This window comes from Limnohabitans sp. Rim47 (genome assembly GCF_001517545.1).
Classification (GTDB): Bacteria; Pseudomonadota; Gammaproteobacteria; order Burkholderiales; family Burkholderiaceae_C; genus Limnohabitans_A.
The window spans coordinates 1-16,740 of record NZ_FBYA01000001.1 but is presented as its reverse complement, the minus strand read 5'-3'; the positions used below and the strand labels follow the sequence as shown (position 1 = coordinate 16,740).

19 protein-coding genes are annotated in these 16,740 nt (G+C 58.5%); 12 read left to right on the top strand and 7 right to left on the bottom strand.

Going from position 1 to position 16,740, the window contains the following annotated elements; all coding sequences use genetic code 11:
- The first annotated feature begins 139 nt into the window (after window positions 1–139).
- Entirely contained in the window at window positions 140–1,090 is a 951-nt protein-coding gene (locus BN3544_RS00095) for a LysR family transcriptional regulator (RefSeq protein ID WP_019430880.1), read from the top strand.
- A 104-nt stretch (window positions 1,091–1,194) separates the two neighbouring features.
- On the opposite strand, the gene BN3544_RS00090 is transcribed toward BN3544_RS00095, so the two are convergent.
- From BN3544_RS00090 to BN3544_RS00070, 5 genes are read right to left on the bottom strand one after another with little or no spacing between them, the layout of a single operon-like run.
- Window positions 1,195–1,617 (bottom strand): type VII toxin-antitoxin system HepT family RNase toxin, encoded by a 423-nt coding sequence (locus BN3544_RS00090; protein WP_019430879.1) that lies wholly within the window; start codon window positions 1,615–1,617, stop codon window positions 1,195–1,197.
- A complete protein-coding gene (locus BN3544_RS00085; protein WP_019430878.1) occupies window positions 1,607–2,011 on the bottom strand; it encodes a type VII toxin-antitoxin system MntA family adenylyltransferase antitoxin in 405 nt (134 codons plus the stop codon). The genes BN3544_RS00090 and BN3544_RS00085 overlap by 11 nt, the downstream gene beginning before the upstream one ends.
- A gap of 23 nt (window positions 2,012–2,034) precedes the next feature.
- The gene (locus BN3544_RS00080) at window positions 2,035–2,673 is read right to left on the bottom strand and encodes a MarC family protein (protein WP_019430877.1); all 639 of its coding nucleotides are present in this window, start codon (window positions 2,671–2,673) and stop codon (window positions 2,035–2,037) included.
- Window positions 2,674–2,692: 19 nt separating this feature from the next.
- Window positions 2,693–3,166 (bottom strand): MaoC family dehydratase, encoded by a 474-nt coding sequence (locus BN3544_RS00075; RefSeq protein ID WP_019430876.1) that lies wholly within the window; start codon window positions 3,164–3,166, stop codon window positions 2,693–2,695.
- Window positions 3,166–3,912: an SDR family oxidoreductase gene (locus BN3544_RS00070; protein WP_019430875.1), complete on the bottom strand. Its 747-nt coding sequence runs from the start codon at window positions 3,910–3,912 to the stop codon at window positions 3,166–3,168. Before BN3544_RS00070 ends, BN3544_RS00075 begins: the two co-directional genes overlap by 1 nt.
- Before the next feature lie 81 nt (window positions 3,913–3,993).
- Between BN3544_RS00070 and BN3544_RS00065 the strand changes: the two genes are divergently transcribed.
- Complete coding sequence (locus BN3544_RS00065; protein ID WP_019430874.1) at window positions 3,994–4,596, top strand: 2-hydroxychromene-2-carboxylate isomerase; 603 nt, start codon at window positions 3,994–3,996, stop codon at window positions 4,594–4,596.
- 54 nt (window positions 4,597–4,650) lie between these two features.
- Entirely contained in the window at window positions 4,651–5,340 is a 690-nt protein-coding gene (locus BN3544_RS00060; protein WP_026036813.1) for a dienelactone hydrolase family protein, read from the top strand.
- Window positions 5,341–5,655: 315 nt separating this feature from the next.
- Here BN3544_RS00060 and BN3544_RS00055 read toward each other — a convergent pair whose 3' ends face one another.
- Window positions 5,656–6,774, bottom strand: a complete 1,119-nt coding sequence (locus BN3544_RS00055) for a magnesium transporter CorA family protein (protein ID WP_019430872.1) — start codon at window positions 6,772–6,774, stop codon at window positions 5,656–5,658.
- Between the two features lie 7 nt (window positions 6,775–6,781).
- Window positions 6,782–7,786: a porphobilinogen synthase gene (gene hemB / locus BN3544_RS00050; RefSeq protein WP_026036812.1), complete on the bottom strand. Its 1,005-nt coding sequence runs from the start codon at window positions 7,784–7,786 to the stop codon at window positions 6,782–6,784.
- Window positions 7,787–8,089: 303 nt separating this feature from the next.
- Between hemB and BN3544_RS00045 the strand changes: the two genes are divergently transcribed.
- From BN3544_RS00045 to tuf, 9 genes are all read left to right on the top strand, one after another.
- Complete coding sequence (locus BN3544_RS00045; RefSeq protein WP_026036811.1) at window positions 8,090–8,518, top strand: CopD family protein; 429 nt, start codon at window positions 8,090–8,092, stop codon at window positions 8,516–8,518.
- A gap of 9 nt (window positions 8,519–8,527) precedes the next feature.
- Window positions 8,528–9,643: a VanZ family protein gene (locus BN3544_RS00040; RefSeq protein ID WP_019430869.1), complete on the top strand. Its 1,116-nt coding sequence runs from the start codon at window positions 8,528–8,530 to the stop codon at window positions 9,641–9,643.
- A 25-nt stretch (window positions 9,644–9,668) separates the two neighbouring features.
- Entirely contained in the window at window positions 9,669–10,013 is a 345-nt protein-coding gene (locus BN3544_RS00035; protein WP_019430868.1) for a (2Fe-2S) ferredoxin domain-containing protein, read from the top strand.
- Window positions 10,013–10,639, top strand: coding sequence for an alpha/beta hydrolase (locus tag BN3544_RS00030; protein WP_019430867.1), 627 nt, complete (start codon window positions 10,013–10,015; stop codon window positions 10,637–10,639). The genes BN3544_RS00035 and BN3544_RS00030 overlap by 1 nt, the downstream gene beginning before the upstream one ends.
- A 43-nt stretch (window positions 10,640–10,682) precedes the next feature.
- Window positions 10,683–11,840 carry a D-alanyl-D-alanine carboxypeptidase family protein gene (locus BN3544_RS00025; RefSeq protein ID WP_019430866.1) on the top strand — a complete coding sequence of 386 codons (1,158 nt, stop codon included), beginning with the start codon at window positions 10,683–10,685 and terminating at the stop codon, window positions 11,838–11,840.
- A 137-nt stretch (window positions 11,841–11,977) separates the two neighbouring features.
- Window positions 11,978–12,355: a 30S ribosomal protein S12 gene (gene rpsL, locus BN3544_RS00020; RefSeq protein WP_011466063.1), complete on the top strand. Its 378-nt coding sequence runs from the start codon at window positions 11,978–11,980 to the stop codon at window positions 12,353–12,355.
- A 165-nt stretch (window positions 12,356–12,520) separates the two neighbouring features.
- Window positions 12,521–12,991: a 30S ribosomal protein S7 gene (gene rpsG / locus BN3544_RS00015; protein WP_019426275.1), complete on the top strand. Its 471-nt coding sequence runs from the start codon at window positions 12,521–12,523 to the stop codon at window positions 12,989–12,991.
- Between the two features lie 99 nt (window positions 12,992–13,090).
- Complete coding sequence (gene fusA / locus BN3544_RS00010) at window positions 13,091–15,193, top strand: elongation factor G (RefSeq protein WP_019430865.1); 2,103 nt, start codon at window positions 13,091–13,093, stop codon at window positions 15,191–15,193.
- A 206-nt stretch (window positions 15,194–15,399) separates the two neighbouring features.
- Window positions 15,400–16,740: an elongation factor Tu gene (tuf, locus tag BN3544_RS00005; protein WP_082688193.1), complete on the top strand. Its 1,341-nt coding sequence runs from the start codon at window positions 15,400–15,402 to the stop codon at window positions 16,738–16,740.

The following is a 16,740-nucleotide window of genomic DNA, read 5'->3' as shown; positions in this document are numbered from 1 at the left end:
ATTGTTTGACCGGGCGGTCATTCAAAAATCGCCCAGAGGGTGGTGCTCCTACATGGCGCTTTGCAGTTTAGGCACCACCACCACCCTGTACAAGAGCTTAAAACTGAATTGATTGTTCAATATAGTGAACAATGCACGCATGAATGAGCAAAAAATCAACACCCTTTGGACACATCTGCACTGGCTGAGCGTGCTGGCCCAGCAAGGCAGTTACACCGCCGCTGCTGCCCGGTTGGGGGTGAGCAAGGCCGCCATGAGCCAGCGCATTGCCGAGCTGGAGCGTGCCGCCAAAGTCACCCTGGTTCAGCGCACCACCCGCAGCCTGCGCCTGACCGAAGCCGGGCAGCGGCTGGTGGACGACACCCGGGCGGCGTTCGAGCAAATCGAGCAGAGCTTTGCCCAGGTGCGCGATCTGGCCGAGCAGCCGGGTGGTTTGCTCCGGGTCACGGCGCCGGTGGCTTTTGCGCGTCAGCAGCTGGTGCCGCTGCTGGCCGACTTCCTCAAGAATTACCCGGACGTGCGGATTGAACTCGATTTGTCGGATCGCCTGAGCGCTTTGGCCACCGAAGGCTTTGACTTGGCCATTCGTCATACCGCCCGACCGCCCGATACCCATGTGGCCTGGGCGTTGTGCGACACCGAATCGGTGCTGGTGGCCACCCGCGCTTATCTGCGCAAACAGGGCGAGCCACAAACCCCCGCCGACCTGCAAGCGCACAACTGCTTGCATTACCCGCGCTCGCAAGACACCCCGGCCTGGACCTTTGAGCCGCGTGAAGGCGGTGGTGCCGCGTCAGAAACCCGTGAACGCGTGACGGTGCCCGTGAACGGCAACTTGGCCGCCAACAACAGCGAAGCCCTGCGCGAAGCCGCCCTCACAGGGGCGGGCATTGCCCTCTTGCCCGATTTCAGCGCCCAGGCCGCGCTGCGCCAAGGCAAGTTGGTGCGCGTGCTGCCGGGTTGGAAGCCTGTCGGTGCGTTTGCCGAAACCATTTATGCCATTCGCCCGTATGCGCCACATGTGCCCCGGGCCGTGGCGGCGTTGGTGGGGCATTTGAGGGTGGGTTTGGCGCAGGGGTTTGGGGTTTGAGCGCAGGGTGTCAAACGCTGAGTTGGATCAGGCCATCAAAAATTCAGGGCTTGCATGCGTTTTGAGGGGGCAGGCTCGATGCGCTAGGCTGATGGCTGCGCTGCTCAGTCCGGACCTTGGTCTTTCAGCAGCATCTGACGGGAATACGCCAGAAACTCATCCAGATGCGATTGGATGATGTTGACCGTGATGGGCAGTTGCAAGGTCTGGTATTCGTGCACGGCTATGTTTCGGAAACCGACCATGTGTTTCATTGACTCTGCCAGTTCGGGTTCGAGCCAGTGGGCGCTCACCAGCAGGGCAAAGACATCGCGTGAGCTTTGTGGCAGACCCAGACTTTCCCTGCGGATGATGTGGTGGCCCATGTCAAGCGCTGCTTCGCAAGCCCGCTGAATGTTCAGGATGGCCGCGTCTTGTCTGGTGAAGTTGGTCGCAAAGGTCTTTGGGTCGGCGGTGTACTCTTCCCGCGCGCGGCCAACGCAGCGTTCGATCGTGGCTGCTTTGTTCAGCAAAACGTCATCGGCCATACACGCTTCCTCTTTGTGACACATCACGGATCAAGCCAGCGCGGGCTTCGTTGAGCGCCATTTTTTCGCTGAGCATGGCCGCTTCAAACAAGCCAGCTCGGACATCTTTGCGCCACCAGGCAGTGCCCAGGGTCAGAATTTGGTATTGCATCACGGTGGACGCCGCACGGATGTCCAGCAGATCCACCGGGCAGCCTGCCATGTCGGCCAATGAACCTGACAGATGGAACAGCGTCATGGGGTCCCCGTAGCCTTCGAGCAAAACGGCCAGATCGAGGTCGCTGTCAGCTCGCGCGGCTTGCCCTTGATTCTGAATGCGGCTGCCAAAAGCATAGACCGCCAGCAGACCGGGCAGGTTTTGCTCAAGCAAGGCGATCAACGATTCTTTGTGCATGTCGGGATTGTGCCTTGACGGCATCAAACCCCTCTTGCCAGCACCGGAAACAACTTGTGCAGCCCGTCGGTCATCACCTCAACCGCCAGTGCGGCCAAGATCAAGCCCATCAGCCGGGTCATGACGTTGATGCCGGTTTTACCCAAAATGCGGGCAATCGGGGTGGCCAATGAAAAGCACAAGGCAGTGGCCAGAGCGATGACCACGCCGTAGCCGACCAAGGTGCCGAGTTGGGCAAAGTTTTTGGCTTTCTCGGCGTAAATCACCACGGTGGACATGGTGGCCGGGCCGGTCAAGAGCGGGATGGTCAGCGGCACCACGGCGATGCTGGCCCCTACGGCGGCTTTGGCTTCGGCGTCGTGCACTTCTTCGGCGTTGGCGCGGGCTTCGGCCGGTTGGGCGTTCAGCATCGACAGCGCAGAAGTCAGCAACAACATGCCGCCACCCACCTGAAAGCTGGCCAGCGAGATGCCGAAAAATTCCAGAATTTGCAGGCCCAGCAAAGCACTGGCGGCGATCACGATGAAGGCGGTCAGCGAAGAAACCAAAATCGTGCGTTTGCGCTGAGCCCGGCTGAAGCCTTGGGTGTAGTGGATGAAAAACGGGACGATGGCCAAAGGGTTGACGATGGCCAGCAGGGTGATGAGTGGTTTGAAATCCATCGCCCGATTGTGCCCCGCCTCAGGCGGCCGAGGTGCGCCTTCTGAACATGCCCCAGCCTTCCATGTGCAGCACTTTGTCGCCGTGCTGGTTGAACATTTCCCACAGATTGCGCGTCATGCCCACGTCGGGGCGTTTGCCCATGGGTTTGGTCTCCAGCATGGTGCTTTGCAGGCGCAGGGTGTCGCCGGGGTAGACGGGTTTGAGCCATTTGATGCCTTCCAGTCCAGGCGAGCCCAGGCTGGAGGTTTCGCACAGAAAATTGGTCACCATCAGCCGCATGGCCATTGAGCAGGTGTGCCAGCCGCTGGCTGACAAGGCACCAAAGACCGAGGCCTTGGCTGCCTCGTCGTCGAGGTGAAAGGGTTGTGGGTCGAACTGGGTGGCGAAGGCGATGATTTCTTCGCGGGTGGGTGTGATCGTGCCCAGGTCGCGGACCTGGCCAACCGCAAAGTCTTCCCAGTAATACGTGATGCGTTTGGGCGTGTGTGGCATCAGCGGCCTCCTGAAACGTCCAAGAAACTCATGGTGGTGTAGCTGGCGCTGTCACTCAGCAGCCAGACGATGGCCTCGGCCACTTCTTCGGCGGTGCCACCACGCTGGGCGGGCACCAGGTGCTGCAGGTCTTTCACGCGGTTGGGCAGGCCACCCGAGGCGTGGATGTCGGTGTCGATCAGACCCGGGCGCACCGCATTGACGCGGATGCCCTCGGCCGCCACCTCTTTGGACAAGCCGATGGTGAAGGCGTCGATCGCGCCTTTGGCCGCGGCATAGTCCACGTATTGGCCAGGCGAGCCCAGTCGCGCCGCAGCGCTGGACACGTTGACGATGCTGCCGCCTTCGCCACCATGCCGGGTGCTCATGCGGCGCACGGCTTCGCGCGCGCAGATCAGGCTGCCGATCACGTTGATGTCGAACATGCGCTTCCAGCGGGCCACGCTCATCTCGTCCACACGGGCCGCCACATCGACCACGCCTGCGTTGTTGACCAGCCCGGTCAGGCGGCCGAATTTGGCGTCGATGTGCGCGAACATGCGCAGCACTTGCGCTTCGTCGGCCACATCAGCTTGCACCGACATGGCTTGCCCGCCCGCAGCGCGGATCTGGCGCACCACCTCGTCGGCAGCCAAAGAGTTGGCGGTGTAGTTCACCGCTACGGCCCATCCCTGCTGGGCTGCCAAAAGCGCCGTGGCGGCCCCAATACCCCGGCTGCCACCGGTCACCAACAAGACCTTGTTCATCGTGAGTCTCCTGCAAAAATCGCGCACTGCGGTTACAACCGCTACTTCGTTGAAATATTAGACAACACACAAGGAGACAGCATGGGTCGCACAGTGGACTATTACTTCGCCCCGCAAAGCCCGTGGGCTTATTTGGGCCACCAGCGGCTGGCTGACATCGTGCAGCGCACTGGCGCTACCGTGCGCGTGATGCCGATCGATTTGGGTGGCAAGGTGTTTCCGATTTCGGGGGGCTTGCCTTTGGGCCAGCGTGCGCCCCAGCGACAGGCTTATCGCTTGGTAGAGTTGCAGCGCTTTAGCCAGCACTTGAACATGCCATTGAATCTGAAGCCCAAATACTTTCCGGTCGGAGGCGATGACGCGGCACGGCTGATCATCGCGGCCGATCTGGCCCAAGGCGCCCAGGCGGCCATGGCGATGGCCGGCGCGATTTTGGCGGCTTGCTGGGCGCAAGAGCGCAACATGGCCGATGACAAGGTATTGGCCGAATTGCTGAGTGAGCAGGGTTTGCCGGTCCAGTTGATGGACGCTTCGCGCAGCCAAGCGGTGCAAGAGCGCTATGAGGCCTGCACCCAAGCGGCCATTGATGCCGGAGTGTTTGGCGCCCCCAGCTTCGTGATCGATGGCGAGATTTTCTGGGGTCAAGACAGACTCGACTTTGTTGAGCGTGCGCTGGCCCGCTGAGCCGGCCATGTATTTTTGTGCCACTTGAATTTGCAACACATGCGAAGGAAAACCATGGGAACGATGATTGAACTCCAGGCTGCCGATGGCTCGCGTGTGCCCGCCTACGAAGCCCGCCCAGCAGGCAAGCCCAAAGGGGCGGTGGTGGTGATTCAGGAGATTTTTGGCGTCAACAGCCACATCCGTACTGTGGCCGATGGCTATGCCGCTGAAGGTTATCTGGCCGTGGCGCCGGCCGCGTTTCACCGCGTCAAACCCGGTGTTGAGCTGGGTTATGCCGAGGCCGACATGGGCGAAGGCTTTGGCTACAAAACGGCGGTAGAGGCGTTGCCCGCACCCGGCGTGATGCAAGACATCCAGGCAGCCATCGACCACGCAGCGCAGGCGTCCGCAGGCAAGGTGGGTATCGTGGGTTATTGCTGGGGCGGTTTGCTGACTTGGCGTTCCGCTTGCATGCTGACGGGCCTGAGTGCTGCCGCGCCGTATTACGGCGGTGGCATGACGACCGAATCCGAAATCGCCCGCCAGCCAAAAGTGCCGGTGTTGGCGCACTTTGCCGAAGACGACAAGTGGATTCCAGAGGACACGGTGGAGGCCTTCAAGAAGGCGCATCCCGAAGTCGAGGTGCACACCTACGCGGCGCACCATGGCTTCAACTGCGACCAGCGCGGCGCTTGGCACGCACCATCGGCCCACCTGGCCCGTGAGCGGACCTTGGCGTTCTTTGCCAAACACTTGGACTGAACCGGCCCCCGCTGTGGCCCCGAACGCCACACCTTGATGTCACACCCGCTTCTAATGACATGCCCGTTTGCGATGTCATGCCCGCGCAGGCGGGTATCCATGGTGGGCGGAGGCGCAAGGCATGGACCCCCGATCAGGTCGGGGGTGACAAATGCTATTTGACTACGCGGCACAAAAACCAACCGCCTCCGGCACCACAAAACCAACCGCCTCCGGCATCACAAAAATCAACCGCCTCCGGCACCACAAAAGCCAAACGCGCTTGGGGCAAAAAAGCGGATCGAGCCAGGGTGATGGCTAAAGTATGTGCAATGCTTATTCGCCTGCCCTTGCCAGGTAGCGCTTGCGCCAAAACACCAGGCCCATGACCAGCGCAATGATGCCCATGCTGCCCAATGTCCACCAAAAGGCAGATGCCTGATGCAGCCAAGGTATGAACTCAAAGTTCATGCCGAAGATGCCTGCGATCAGGTTCAGTGGCAAAAAGATCGCGGTCAACGCGGTCAGGGTGCGCATGATGTCGTTGGTCCTGTTGCTCTGCACGTTGAAGTGCATTTGCACAGCGGTCTCGGTGTTTTGCTCTAGCCGGCGCACATGTTGCACCACCCGGTCAATGTGCTCCAGCACGTCGCGGCTGCGTATCTTGAGCAGTTCATGCTCCCGTTCCGCGGCTTTGTCCTGGCCCACACCCCAGGTGTCCAGCGACTCGGTCCAGGTTTGCACGGCGGTGTGTTGGTCGTCGCACAGGGCTTCGAGTTGGTGCAGTGCCAGCCGCGCTTGCAGCAGCGCGTCCCAACGGTTAAAGCGCGCGCGTGGGTTGAGCAGTTCGGCTTGCCAGTGGTCAAGCTGTCGGCTCAGTTCGCGGCGCAAATCCAGGTAACTGTCGACCATGTGGCTGACGATGCGCAGCATCATGTCGGCAGGGCTGCTGGGCACGCCCCTTGCGCCTGCTGAGCGCAGGTCGGCTGTTTCAGTGGGTTGCGCAGCGGCGTGCGTGCTGGCCAACAAGCGGCTGGCGTAGGCTTCCCGCACGGCGCAGTCGGCAGGGTGAACGCTCAGCAGAACCCGGTCAAACACAGCAAAGCCGACCGGGCTGGTGTCGATGCGGTTCAGCACGGGTGGGCCAGGGCGTTTGCCGTGAGTGCCCATGCTCGCTGCATCGGGGCTGCGTTGAGCCAACCGCCGGAACACCATCAGGTCGTAATGCGAGCTGTAGTCAAAGCGCGAGGGCAGTTGGGCGTTCAGCAGGTCAGACACGTGCAAGTCCACCAGACCGCGCCCGGTGAGGTGTTCTAGGGCGTCTTGAAGCGATGCCAATTCGGCTGAAAACCGTTCACGTGAACACGCGATCCAGACAAAACCTTGTTCTGGCAGTTGCCGGGGCAATGCCAGTCCGTCGTGAACCTGTGTGCCTGAAACGGTAAAGACCCGCATGTTGGGCTCAGCCTTGGCGGATCAAACGGGCCGCGTCGCGTGCGAAGTAGGTCAGCACGCCATCAGCGCCGGCGCGCTTGAAGGCCAGTAGGCTTTCCATCATGACCAAATCGTGGTCCAGCCAACCGTTTTGCGCGGCCGCCTTGAGCATGGCGTATTCGCCCGACACTTGGTAGGCAAAGGTGGGCACCTTGAATTCGTCTTTCACGCGGCGCACGATGTCCAGATAAGGCATGCCCGGCTTGACCATGACCATGTCAGCTCCTTCGGCCAGGTCCATGGCGACTTCGCGCAGGGCTTCGTCGCTGTTGCCCGGGTCCATTTGGTAGACCTTTTTGTTGCTCTTACCCAAATTGCCCGCCGAGCCCACCGCGTCGCGGAAGGGGCCATAAAAGGCGCTGGCGTACTTGGCGCTGTAGGCCATGATGCGGGTGTGGATCAGGCCGCGCGCTTCGAGCGCCTGGCGGATCGCGCCGATGCGCCCGTCCATCATGTCGCTGGGCGCCACCATGTCCACGCCGGCTTCGGCTTGTGTCAGGGCTTGCTGCACCAGCACGGCGGTGGTTTCGTCGTTCAGGATGTAGCCGGTTTCGTCCAGCAAGCCGTCCTGGCCGTGGCTGGTGAAAGGGTCTAGCGCCACGTCGGTCATCACGCCCAGTTCGGGAAAGCGTTTCTTGAGCTCACGCACCACACGCGGCACCAGGCCATCGGGGTTCATGGCTTCTTGGCCTGTGGGGTCTTTGAGGCTGGCGTCGATCACCGGGAATAGCGCCATGACCGGGATGCCCAGCTTGACGCAGTCTTCGGCCACCGGCAACAGCAGGTCCAGGCTCAGGCGTTCGACGCCGGGCATCGAGCCCACGGCTTGGCGTTGGTTCTGCCCGTCGAGCACAAACACCGGGTAAATCAGGTCGTGCGGCGTGACCTGGTGTTCGCGCACCAGATTGCGGGTGAAATCGTCACGGCGCAGGCGGCGTGGGCGGCTCAAGGGGAAGGGGGCAACGGGGTTCATGTTGAAAATTGTGCCTGAAGTCCAGGCCAAGCCAAAAGAGACCTGTTCGCCAGTGGTGGGGTCGTGGCTTGCAAGCGACAAATAGCAAAAACAACATAAAAATCAAAATTGAACTTGTTAATGGTTTTGTTATTTGATAAATTGAACCTCGGACAGCTTGCTGTCTCCCGCTTTTCCTCCCTGAGCGGGGCCTTGATGCGGTAACGCGGAAGGGCTTGCCACCCTCGGCCTCTGGCCGGGGGTTTTTTTTGCCCTTTGCCCCCAGTTTGTGCCCTGCTGGCGCTGTCTGACTACACTTGCACCATGCTCTGGATCAAAGCCCTTCACATCGTCTTCATCGCCAGCTGGTTTGCCGGCTTGTTTTATTTGCCGCGCATCTTTGTCAATCTGGCCATGGTGGAACCTGGCTCGGTGGCTGAGCGGGCGCGCTTGCTGCTGATGGCGCGCAAGCTTTATCGCTTCATGACCATTTTGGCGATCCCGGCTTTGGCGCTGGGTTTGTGGCTGTGGCTTTATTACGGTATTGGCCGAGGCCCCGGTCAGGGCTGGATGCATGCCAAATTGGCCATTGTGGTGGCCTTGATGGGCTACCACCATGGCTGCGGTATTTTGTTGCGCAAGTTCGAAAACGGTCAGATGCAGCGCAGCCATGTCTGGTTCCGCTGGTTCAATGAAGCCCCGGTCCTGATGATGCTGGCGGCGGTCATTTTGGTGGTGGTCAAGCCGTTTTAAGGCACAGGCATGCGCACCCACCTCATGCGCAAAACGGCCGCCTGGCCTTTGGTTTGGATTTACGCGATCCTGATCGTCTATGCCAGCCTGTACCCTTTTGACAACTGGCGCGTTCAAGGCATCGCCCCCTGGGCTTTTTTGACCGCGCCCTTGCCCCGCTACTGGACGGGGTTTGATGTCTTGTCCAACGTGGTGGGCTATGCGCCACTCGGATTTTTGCTGGCTTTGGCATTGCACCGAACGCACCGCAACTGGCCCGCGATCGCATTGACCACCTTGGCCGCTGCGGCGCTGTCCTTGACGATGGAGTCTTTACAAATGTTCTTGCCGGTGCGTGTGCCCTCCAATGTGGACGCAGCGCTGAACATTTTGGGGGCTTTGGCCGGGGCCGCCACCGCGCGCGCGATGGAGTGGGTGGGTTTGCTGGACCGCTGGAGCCGGTTTCGTGACCGTTGGTTTGTGCCGGATGCCAGTGGTGCCCTGGCTTTGCTGGCCGTGTGGCCCTTTGCGCTGTTGTTTCCGGCACCCGTGACCCTGGGTTTGGGCCAGGTGCTGGAGCGGGTCGAGGCGGCTTTGGCGCATGTGCTCGAAGACTCCACCTTGCTGGAATGGTTGCCTTTGCGTGAGGTGGAGTTGCAGCCTTTGTTGCCCATCAGCGAAATCCTGTGCGTCGCCATCGGCTTGCTGCTGCCCTGCTTGTTGGCCTTTGGGGTGCTGCGTGAATGGCGTCAGCGCATCATCGCGGCGGTGCTGTTGGTGTTGGTAGGCTTTATGGCAATCGCCTTGTCGGCTGCGCTCACTTATGGGCCCGCGCATGCCTGGGACTGGGTCAGCACCGAGGTGTTAGCGGGCTTGGTGTTGGCGATGGTAGGCATCGTGGTGATGTCTTTCAGCCCAGCGCGGGTCGGCTGGGTGCTGGCACTGGCCGCCTTGGTGTGGCAGCTCAGCTTGCTCAACAACGCTTCGGCCGATGCTTACTTTGCCTTGACCTTGCAAACTTGGGAGCAAGGCCAGTTCATTCGTTTTCATGGCCTGATTCAGTGGCTGGGATGGTTGTGGCCTTATGCCTTGTTGCTGTATTTGGTCAACCGTTTATCGTCGTCAAGCCTTGCGGCCGATGCGTGATCAGGTCCCGACCTAAAATTCGGGCATGACCATTGAAAATTCCAGCCCCTACTTCAAGCAGCACATCTTTTTTTGCCTGAACGAACGCAAAAACAACGAGGCCTGTTGTGCCCAGCAAGGCGCGCAAGCCGCCTTTGACCATTGCAAAAACCGAATCAAGGAGTTGGGGCTGTCCGGGCCGGGCCAGGTGCGCGTCAACAAGGCCGGTTGCCTGGACCGTTGTTCAGGTGGCCCTGTGGCAGTGGTCTACCCAGAAGGCGTTTGGTACACCTACGTGGACAATGCCGATATCGATGAAATCGTCGAGTCGCATTTGAAGAATGGCCAGGTCGTTGAGCGGCTGGTCACGCCAGCAAACCTGGGGCGCTGATGAACGCCGCCACCCAGTCCTTGACATTGCAAGGGTCGGCCGGGGTCATTGAGGCCTTGCTCGACACACCTTCTGGCGGTGTCTTCAAAGGCACGGCGGTTATTGCGCACCCGCACCCCTTGTTTGGCGGCACGATGCAAAACAAAGTGGTACAAACTTTGGCCCGGGCGTTCGTGCAGTGCGGCTGGCAGGCTGTGAGGTTCAATTTTCGGGGCGTGGGTGCCAGTGCTGGCACGTACGATGAAGGCCTTGGCGAAGCCGCCGATATGCTGTCCGTGATCGAGCAAGTGGCCCCGGCTGGACCATTGGCCTTGGCCGGTTTTTCCTTTGGTGCTTTTGTCACCAGCCATGTGGCACAGACCGTGGCACCCGTACGCAGTCTGGACAAGCTGGTGCTGGTGGGAACAGCGGCTTCGCGTTTTGCAGTCGCCCAGGTCGCCCCCGAGTTGCACGAGCAAACCTTGGTGTTGCATGGCGAGCAAGACGAAACGGTGCCGCTGACCAGCGTGATGGACTGGGCCAGGCCCCAATACCTGCCCGTCACGGTGATTCCGGGTGTCGAGCATTTCTTTCACGGCCAATTGCCACTGCTCAGAAGCTTGGTGGCGCGCCACCTTCGCACCTGATTCAAGCCCGCCCCTGAACAGAGGGCACGACGAAAAGACAGCCATGAGCGCAACATTGAAAACCCTGATCTTGATCTTCTGGGGGACCTTGGCCTTGAGTGCCCAGGCGCAAATGCCCCAGCCTCCCGAAGTGGCGGCCAAAGCCTATTTGCTGATCGATGTCACGGCCAACCAGTTGTTGGCGGCCAAAGACCCGGACATGGCGGTCGAACCGGCATCGCTGACGAAGTTGATGACGGCTTATCTGGTGTTCGATGCCCTGAAGTCACGCAAAATTGACCTCAAACAAACGCTGCCGGTCTCGGAGAGGGCCTGGAAGATGCCGGGCTCTCGCATGTTCATTGACCCCAAAATGAGGGTGCCCGTCGAAGACCTGATCAAAGGCATGGTTGTTCAGTCGGGCAACGATGCCACCGTGGCTTTGGCCGAAGGGGTGGGCGGCAGTGTCGAGCGTTTTGTTCAGATGATGAACGACCAGGCCCGTGTTTTGGGCATGAAAAACTCCAGTTACCGCAATCCCGAGGGCTTGCCGGAGGCGGGACACACCACCACAGCGCGTGACTTGGGGGTTTTGGCCGCCCGTTTAATGAGGGACTTTCCGGAGTTTGTTCCTTATTACGCCATCAAGAAGTACCGTTACGAAGGCACGCCCGCAGCCAATGACAGCAACCGCAATTTGCTGTTGTTCCGAGACCCCTCCGTCGACGGACTGACAACAGGGCAAACCCATTCAGCGGGTTATTGCTTGGTGGCTACCGCCAAGCGAGAGTTCGCCAATGTCGGCTCGCGCCGTCTTTTGTCGGTTGTTTTGGGCGCGGACAGTGAAAACACCCGCGCCAACGAAAGCCAGAAACTGCTGAACTGGGGCTACACCGCTTTTGACGCGGTCAAACTCTTTGAAGCTGGACAGCCCGTGCTGAGCCCTGCGGTCTGGAAGGGTAAGACGCCCGTGTTGAAGCTGGGGTCTTTTCAGCCCTTGGTTGTGTCAGTGCCTGCCGGCACCGCTGCGCAAATCAAAACCCAAGTGGCCCGTCCGGACCCCTTGGTGGCACCTTTCAGCAAAGGGCAGTCCGTGGGATCACTGAAAGTATTGCGCGGGGACCAACCCTTGTTTGAAGTCCCCTTGGTGGCGCTTGAGGCGGTGGAACAAGCTGGCGTCTTGGGGCGGGCATGGGATGCTCTGCGCTTGTGGATCAAGTGACGGCGGGCCGCTTGGCCTGGCTGATTTACCGATAATTTGCCACCAGCCCACCAGGCGGTTATACTGGCGGGCTTTTCCGCTTTTGGGGCGGAGAAGTTTCTTTTGTCAAATTCAAACGTTTAGGGACGTTACAAACAATGCCAACCATCAATCAATTGGTGCGTCAGGGGCGCGAGGTCGAAACGATCAAGTCCAAAAGCCCTGCGATGCAAAACTCTCCACAGCGTCGTGGTGTTTGCACCCGTGTGTACACCACAACGCCTAAAAAGCCTAACTCCGCCCTGCGTAAAGTTGCCAAAGTGCGCTTGACCAACGGTTTTGAGGTCATCTCCTACATCGGCGGTGAAGGCCACAACCTGCAAGAGCACTCTGTTGTTCTGGTGCGCGGTGGTCGTGTCAAAGACTTGCCAGGTGTGCGTTACCACATTGTTCGTGGTTCGCTCGACTTGCAAGGCGTGAAAGACCGCAAGCAGTCTCGCTCCAAGTACGGCGCGAAGAAGCCAAAGGCCAAGTAAACCCTTTTGGGTTGAAATTTTTCGGTGCTGTTTCCCGCGTGGCGCGGTGATCCAGCGAAGTGACCCGAAGCCCGGAATTGTCCTGGTGGGTCGAGTAAGTGAGTTGTTTTGAATAACGCTCGCGGTGTCTGAAAAGATGCCAACTGAAGCAATATGAGGTGAAATATGCCACGTCGTCGCGAAGTCCCTAAACGTGAAATCCTGCCGGATCCCAAGTTCGGTAATGTCGAATTGTCCAAGTTCATGAACGTGATCATGGAAGGCGGCAAAAAAGCGGTTGCCGAGCGCATCATTTACGGTGCCCTCGAAAACATGGAAAAGAAAACAGGCAAAGACCCTGTGGAACTCTTCTCCATCGCCATCAACAACGTCAAGCCCATGGTGGAAGTGAAATCCCGCCGCGTGGGCGGTGCGAACTACCAGGTGCCTGTCGAAGTGCGTCCTGTCCGTCGCTTGGCCCTGTCGATGCGTTGGATCAAAGAAGCCGCACGCAAGCGCGGTGAGAAGTCCATGGCGCTGCGTTTGGCCAACGAGTTACTCGAAGCCAACGAAGGCCGTGGCGGTGCCATGAAAAAGCGTGACGAAGTTCACCGCATGGCCGAAGCCAACAAGGCGTTCTCGCACTTCCGCTTCTGATGCACAAGGGTTTCACAAAGAAGCCCGACACTGCCAGAAGCCAGCCCGCTGGCCCCATAAGGGGTGGCGGGCTTTAGTACATCATCATCGGAGAAATTTATGGCTCGCATCACCCCCATCGAGCGGTACCGCAACATTGGCATCTCGGCGCACATTGACGCCGGTAAGACCACCACGACTGAACGTATTCTTTTTTATACCGGCGTGAACCACAAAATTGGTGAAGTGCACGACGGCGCTGCCACCATGGACTGGATGGAGCAAGAGCAAGAGCGTGGCATCACGATCACTTCTGCTGCGACCACCTGCTTCTGGAAGGGCATGGACGGCTCTTTTGAAGACCACCGCATCAACATCATTGACACTCCCGGCCACGTTGACTTCACGATTGAAGTTGAGCGTTCCATGCGTGTTCTGGACGGTGCTTGCATGGTTTACTGTGCTGTGGGTGGCGTTCAACCGCAGTCTGAAACCGTGTGGCGTCAGGCTAACAAATACAAAGTGCCACGTTTGGCCTTTGTGAACAAGATGGACCGTACCGGTGCCAACTTCTTCAAAGTCGTCGAGCAAATGAAGTTGCGCCTGAAGGCCAACCCTGTGCCCATCGTGATCCCAATCGGTGCTGAAGAAAACTTCACTGGCGTGGTTGATCTGCGCAAGATGAAAGCCATCATCTGGGATGAAGCTTCTCAGGGCATGAAGTTCACTTTTGAAGAGATCCCGGCCGACCTGGTCGAGGTGGCCAAAGAGTGGCGCGAGAAAATGGTTGAAGCTGCGGCTGAAGCCTCTGAAGAACTGATGAACAAGTACCTTGAAGAAGGCGACTTGACAGAAGAAGAAATCACGCAAGGTCTGCGCGTTCGTACTATCAACAGCGAAATCCAGCCCATGCTGTGCGGCACGGCCTTCAAGAACAAAGGCGTTCAGCGCATGCTGGATGCGGTTCTCGAGTTGATGCCTTCGCCATTGGATGTGAAAGCCATTAAAGGCTTTGACGAAGATGAAAAAGAAATCATCCGCAAAGCCGACGACAACGAAAAGTTTTCTGCGCTGGCTTTCAAGTTGATGACCGATCCGTTTGTGGGTCAATTGACTTTCGTGCGCGTTTATTCCGGCGTGCTCAAAAAAGGCGACACCGTGTTCAACTCGGTGCGCGGCAAGAAAGAGCGCATTGGCCGTATCGTTCAGATGCACGCCAACAACCGTGAAGAAGTCGATGAAATTCGTGCAGGCGACATCGCTGCTTGCGTGGGCTTGAAAGACGTGACCACAGGCGAAACCTTGTGCGATCCAAACGCAGTCATCACATTGGAACGCATGGTGTTCCCCGACTCGGTGATTCGCCAGGCTGTGGAACCAAAGACCAAAGCCGACCAGGAAAAAATGGGCATCGCTTTGTCACGTCTGGCTGCTGAAGATCCATCTTTCCGTGTGCAAACCGACGAAGAATCGGGTCAGACCATCATTGGTGGCCAGGGCGAATTGCACCTGGAAATCATCGTGGACCGCATGAAGCGCGAATTCGGTGTCGAAGCCAACGTGGGCAAGCCTCAAGTGGCTTACCGCGAAACCATCCGCAAGACCGTCGAAGAAGCCGAAGGCAAGTTCGTGCGTCAGTCCGGTGGTAAGGGCCAGTATGGTCACGTGGTTCTGAAGGTTGAGCCTCAAGAGCCAGGCAAGGGCTTTGAATTCGTCGACGCCATCAAGGGCGGTGTGGTTCCTCGCGAATACATCCCTGCAGTGGAAAAAGGCGTGATCGAAGCTTTGGGCCAAGGCGTGTTGGCTGGCTACCCAGTCGTCGACGTCAAAGTCACACTGCACTTCGGTTCGTACCACGATGTGGACTCGAACGAGATGGCCTTCAAGATGGCCGCCATCTTTGGTTTCAAAGAAGGTTGCCGTAAAGCACAACCCGTGATTCTGGAGCCCATGATGGCTGTGGAAGTCGAAACACCTGAAGACTACGCTGGTAACGTGATGGGCGACTTGTCCTCACGCCGTGGCATGGTCCAGGGTATGGACGACATGGTCGGTGGCGGCAAGGCCATCAAGGCCGAAGTGCCCTTGTCCGAAATGTTCGGTTACTCGACCACATTGCGCTCTATGTCGCAAGGCCGTGCAACCTACACGATGGAATTCAAGCACTACGCCGAAGCCCCGCGTAACGTGGCCGAGGCCATCGTCGCTTCACGCGCAAAATAAAAACCTGTGTGCCTGACCAAATTCGCCTGCGAATTTGCTCGGGCAACTCTGACTAAAAGCAAGCAAAACGCAAGCGATAGTCAGACCTGAAAGTTCAGAAACTGTCTGCGATCAAGTGCCACTCTGTGCCCGTGCTGAGTGAACAAGCAACCTGATGCAAACATTAAACCAACACACGGGCATTGCTCTTTTTAAGGATTTGAAAAATGGCTAAAGAAAAATTCGAACGGACCAAACCCCACGTCAACGTGGGCACCATCGGTCACGTTGACCACGGCAAAACCACACTGACAGCGGCCATTACGACCGTGTTGGCAGTTAAATTCGGTGGTTCGGCCAAGGCGTACGACCAGATCGACGCAGCACCNAAATTCGAACGGACCAAACCCCACGTCAACGTGGGCACCATCGGTCACGTTGACCACGGCAAAACCACACTGACAGCGGCCATTACGACCGTGTTGGCAGTTAAATTCGGTGGTTCGGCCAAGGCGTACGACCAGATCGACGCAGCACCCGAAGAAAAAGCCCGTGGTATCACGATCAACACTGCGCACGTCGAGTACGAAACCGCAAATCGTCACTACGCTCACGTTGACTGCCCAGGCCACGCTGATTATGTGAAAAACATGATCACTGGTGCTGCTCAGATGGACGGCGCTATTTTGGTTTGCTCSGCTGCTGACGGCCCAATGCCTCAGACCCGCGAGCACATCTTGTTGGCTCGTCAGGTGGGCGTGCCTTACATCATCGTGTTCTTGAACAAGTGCGACATGGTGGACGACGCTGAATTGCTGGAATTGGTTGAGATGGAAGTTCGCGAACTCCTGTCCAAGTACGATTTCCCAGGCGACGACACACCGATCATCCARGGTTCTGCCAAGTTGGCTCTCGAAGGCGACAAAGGCCCATTGGGTGAAGAAGCCATCATGAAGCTGGCTGACGCRCTGGACACCTACATCCCTACGCCTGAGCGTGCTGTGGACGGCGCCTTCTTGATGCCTGTGGAAGACGTTTTCTCGATCTCTGGTCGCGGCACTGTGGTGACTGGCCGTATCGAGCGCGGTATCGTCAAAGTTGGCGAAGAAATCGAAATCGTCGGTATCAAAGACACTGTCAAGACCACTTGCACAGGCGTTGAGATGTTCCGCAAGCTGTTGGACCAAGGTCAAGCTGGCGACAACGTCGGTATCTTGTTGCGCGGCACCAAGCGCGAAGATGTCGAGCGCGGCCAAGTGCTGTGCAAGCCAGGTTCGATCAAGCCACACACTCACTTCACGGGCGAGATCTATGTCTTGTCCAAAGACGAAGGTGGCCGTCACACGCCTTTCTTCAACAACTACCGTCCTCAGTTCTACTTCCGTACGACCGACGTGACCGGCGCGATCGAATTGCCAGAAGGCAAAGAGATGGTGATGCCTGGTGACAACGTGTCGATCACTGTGAAGTTGATCAACCCCATTGCGATGGAAGAAGGCTTGCGCTTCGCCATCCGCGAAGGTGGCCGCACCGTTGGCGCCGGCGTTGTTGCCAAGATCATCGCTTAA

What these genes read in the sequence shown, in the direction of transcription:
- BN3544_RS00055 (WP_019430872.1), bottom strand. Translation starts at nt 6,774, where the DNA reads ATGCGGGTCTTTACCGTTTCAGGCACACAGGTTCACGACGGACTGGCA.
- BN3544_RS00025 (WP_019430866.1), top strand. Translation starts at nt 10,683, where the DNA reads ATGAGCGCAACATTGAAAACCCTGATCTTGATCTTCTGGGGGACCTTG.
- rpsL (WP_011466063.1), top strand. Translation starts at nt 11,978, where the DNA reads ATGCCAACCATCAATCAATTGGTGCGTCAGGGGCGCGAGGTCGAAACG.
- BN3544_RS00060 (WP_026036813.1), top strand. Translation starts at nt 4,651, where the DNA reads ATGGGAACGATGATTGAACTCCAGGCTGCCGATGGCTCGCGTGTGCCC.
- hemB (WP_026036812.1), bottom strand. Translation starts at nt 7,786, where the DNA reads ATGAACCCCGTTGCCCCCTTCCCCTTGAGCCGCCCACGCCGCCTGCGC.
- BN3544_RS00035 (WP_019430868.1), top strand. Translation starts at nt 9,669, where the DNA reads ATGACCATTGAAAATTCCAGCCCCTACTTCAAGCAGCACATCTTTTTT.
- fusA (WP_019430865.1), top strand. Translation starts at nt 13,091, where the DNA reads ATGGCTCGCATCACCCCCATCGAGCGGTACCGCAACATTGGCATCTCG.
- BN3544_RS00080 (WP_019430877.1), bottom strand. Translation starts at nt 2,673, where the DNA reads ATGGATTTCAAACCACTCATCACCCTGCTGGCCATCGTCAACCCTTTG.
- BN3544_RS00075 (WP_019430876.1), bottom strand. Translation starts at nt 3,166, where the DNA reads ATGCCACACACGCCCAAACGCATCACGTATTACTGGGAAGACTTTGCG.
- BN3544_RS00065 (WP_019430874.1), top strand. Translation starts at nt 3,994, where the DNA reads ATGGGTCGCACAGTGGACTATTACTTCGCCCCGCAAAGCCCGTGGGCT.
- BN3544_RS00085 (WP_019430878.1), bottom strand. Translation starts at nt 2,011, where the DNA reads ATGCACAAAGAATCGTTGATCGCCTTGCTTGAGCAAAACCTGCCCGGT.
- BN3544_RS00040 (WP_019430869.1), top strand. Translation starts at nt 8,528, where the DNA reads ATGCGCACCCACCTCATGCGCAAAACGGCCGCCTGGCCTTTGGTTTGG.
- BN3544_RS00070 (WP_019430875.1), bottom strand. Translation starts at nt 3,912, where the DNA reads ATGAACAAGGTCTTGTTGGTGACCGGTGGCAGCCGGGGTATTGGGGCC.
- BN3544_RS00095 (WP_019430880.1), top strand. Translation starts at nt 140, where the DNA reads ATGAATGAGCAAAAAATCAACACCCTTTGGACACATCTGCACTGGCTG.
- BN3544_RS00045 (WP_026036811.1), top strand. Translation starts at nt 8,090, where the DNA reads ATGCTCTGGATCAAAGCCCTTCACATCGTCTTCATCGCCAGCTGGTTT.
- BN3544_RS00030 (WP_019430867.1), top strand. Translation starts at nt 10,013, where the DNA reads ATGAACGCCGCCACCCAGTCCTTGACATTGCAAGGGTCGGCCGGGGTC.
- BN3544_RS00090 (WP_019430879.1), bottom strand. Translation starts at nt 1,617, where the DNA reads ATGGCCGATGACGTTTTGCTGAACAAAGCAGCCACGATCGAACGCTGC.
- rpsG (WP_019426275.1), top strand. Translation starts at nt 12,521, where the DNA reads ATGCCACGTCGTCGCGAAGTCCCTAAACGTGAAATCCTGCCGGATCCC.